Source organism: Rhizobacter sp. P2_H2, assembly GCF_056403375.1.
This window is the reverse complement of record NZ_JBFUFP010000846.1, coordinates 1-2,415: the sequence shown is the minus strand read 5'-3', so window position 1 is coordinate 2,415 and position 2,415 is coordinate 1. Positions and strand designations below refer to the sequence as shown.

General features: G+C 68.1%; 3 protein-coding genes and 1 tRNA gene. 3 read left to right on the top strand and 1 reads right to left on the bottom strand.

All coding sequences use genetic code 11. The features are described 5' to 3' along the window. The first annotated feature begins 14 nt into the window (after positions 1-14). Positions 15-263, top strand: coding sequence for a hypothetical protein (locus AC1D15_RS27185; protein ID WP_477828459.1), 249 nt, complete (start codon positions 15-17; stop codon positions 261-263). 67 nt (positions 264-330) lie between these two features. On the opposite strand, the gene trmB is transcribed toward AC1D15_RS27185, so the two are convergent. Further along, positions 331-1,038, bottom strand: coding sequence for a tRNA (guanosine(46)-N7)-methyltransferase TrmB (gene trmB / locus AC1D15_RS27180; protein ID WP_477828458.1), 708 nt, complete (start codon positions 1,036-1,038; stop codon positions 331-333). Positions 1,039-1,111: 73 nt separating this feature from the next. Here trmB and AC1D15_RS27175 point away from each other — a divergent pair. Both AC1D15_RS27175 and chrA read left to right on the top strand, forming a co-directional pair. Beyond that, positions 1,112-1,185, top strand: a tRNA-Gly gene (locus AC1D15_RS27175). Between the two features lie 11 nt (positions 1,186-1,196). After that, on the top strand, positions 1,197-2,415 hold a 1,219-nt coding region (gene chrA / locus AC1D15_RS27170), incomplete at its 3' end, for a chromate efflux transporter (RefSeq protein WP_477828457.1).

Sequence of the window (2,415 nt, the reverse complement as noted above, 5' to 3'; positions counted from 1 at the left end):
CCTGAGGACTGCGCATGCGCTGGATGCCGATCGGAACGATGGCCTGGATGGCGGCAGCGGCCTGCATTGCGGCGCCCGAGGACGAGGGCGCTGCACGTGCCGCGTGGGCGCGCAAGCTGCAGGATTTCCAGCAATGCCAGGCCGGTCGGCGGGCGCCGAGCTACGGTCCGGCGGCGTCGGGTGCCGCGGCGAAGAAGCCTGCCAACTGCGTCGACCCGGGGCCGTTCGTGCCACCGTCGACGAAACCTGCCCGTTCGCCCTGAGCTAGTCGAAGGGTCGGGCTGAGCCTGTCGAAGCCTTGGTGCCGTACGCGCAGGCCCTTCGACAGGCTCAGGGCGAACGGGTTTCGCGCTTCGTGAACACCAGGTCCCAGACGCCGTGGCCGAGCTTGAGGCCGCGGTTCTCGAACTTGGTCAGCGGCCGATAGGCCGGTTTCGGCGCATAGCCCGCGGCGGTGTTGGCGAGCGCGGGCTCGGCCGACAGCACCTCCAGCATCTGCTCGGCATAGGGCTGCCAGTCGGTCGCGCAGTGCAGGTAGCCGCCGGGGGCCAGGTGCGCGGCGAGCTTCGCGACGAACGGCGCCTGGATCAGCCGGCGCTTGTTGTGCTTCTTCTTGTGCCACGGGTCGGGAAAGAACACATGCACGCCGGCCAGCGAGCCGGGCGCGATCATGTGCTCCAGCACCTCGACGGCATCGTGCTGCACGATGCGCAGGTTGGCGATCTGCTTCTCGCCGATGTGCTTCAGCAGTGCACCCACGCCGGGCGTGTGCACCTCGACGCCGAGGAAATCGGTGCCCGGCAGCGCCTGCGCGATCGCCGCGGTGGCGTCGCCCATGCCGAAGCCGATCTCCAGCACCAGCGGTGCGGTGCGGCCGAACGCGGCCTGCGGGTCGAAGCGCTGCTGCGCATAGGGGACCACGAAGCGCGGGCCGAGCGTCTCGAGCGCGCGCGCCTGGCCGGTGCCCATGCGGCCGGCGCGCAGCACGAAGCTCTTGATGCCGCGCAGCGGAACGGTGGGATCGGTGGGGGCGGTCATGGTAATTCGGCACGCGTGCCTGGAGGGCAGGGGGCCGAATTGTGCCCGAGCACGCGCTAGAATCGCGCCCGCTGCGGGTGTAGTTCAATGGTAGAACGGCAGCTTCCCAAGCTTCATACGAGGGTTCGATTCCCTTCACCCGCTCCAATGACCTGCCCATGAAGCCCGCGGAAGAATCGACCGCTGCAGACGCGGCACCCGAGCCCGTCTCCTTCGGCCAGGCCTTCGTCTACTGGCTCAAGCTCGGCTTCATCAGCTTCGGTGGACCTGCCGGGCAGATCGCCCTCATGCATGAGGAGCTGGTCGAGCGGCGCCGCTGGATCTCGGAAAACCGCTTCCTGCATGCGCTGAACTACTGCATGGTCCTGCCGGGGCCCGAGGCCCAGCAGCTGGCCACCTACATTGGCTGGCTCATGCACCGGACCTGGGGCGGCATCGTCGCCGGCGGATTGTTCGTGCTGCCGTCGTTGTTCATCCTCATCGCACTGTCCTGGGTCTACATGGCCTTCGGCACGGTCCCCGCGGTGGCGGGCCTCTTCTACGGCATCAAGCCGGCGGTCACGGCCATCGTCGTGTCGGCTGCGATCCGCATCGGCTCGCGTGCGCTGAAGAACCGTTGGCTGTGGGGCATCGCCGTCGCGGCCTTCGTCGCCATCTTCGCGGTGAACCTGCCTTTCCCGCTCATCGTCCTGGGTGCCGGCTTCGTCGGGTACCTGGGTGGCCGCTATGCCCCGGAGAAATTCGCTGTCGGCGCAGGCCACGGCAAGGCCGCCAAGGGGTTCGGTGCCGCCCTCATCGACGACAACACACCGACGCCGGCGCATGCGCGCTTCACCTGGAGGCACTTCCGGCGCGTCCTCGCGGCGTTCACCGGCTTGTGGGCGGTGGCCATCGGAGGGCTGACGCTGGCCTGTGGCTGGGATGCCACCCTCACGCAAATGGCGTGGTTCTTCACCAAGGCCGCACTGCTGACGTTCGGCGGGGCCTACGCCGTGCTTCCCTACGTCTACCAGGGGGCCGTGGACCACTACCACTGGCTCACGGGACTGCAGATGATTGACGGGCTGGCGCTGGGAGAGACGACGCCGGGGCCGCTCATCATGGTCGTCTCGTTCGTCGGCTTTGTCGGGGGCTGGACGAAGGCCCTCTTCGGAGCGGACTCGCTCTTCCTGGCCGGCGCGGTGGCGGCCACGGTGGTCACGTTCTTCACCTTCCTGCCGTCGTTCTTCTTCATCCTGCTCGGTGGGCCGTTCATCGAGTCGACGCATGGCAATCTGAAGTTCACGGCACCGCTGACAGGCATCACCGCAGCGGTCGTGGGCGTCATCGTCAACCTGGCGGTCTTCTTCGCCTCTCACGTGCTGTGGCCGGCGGGCC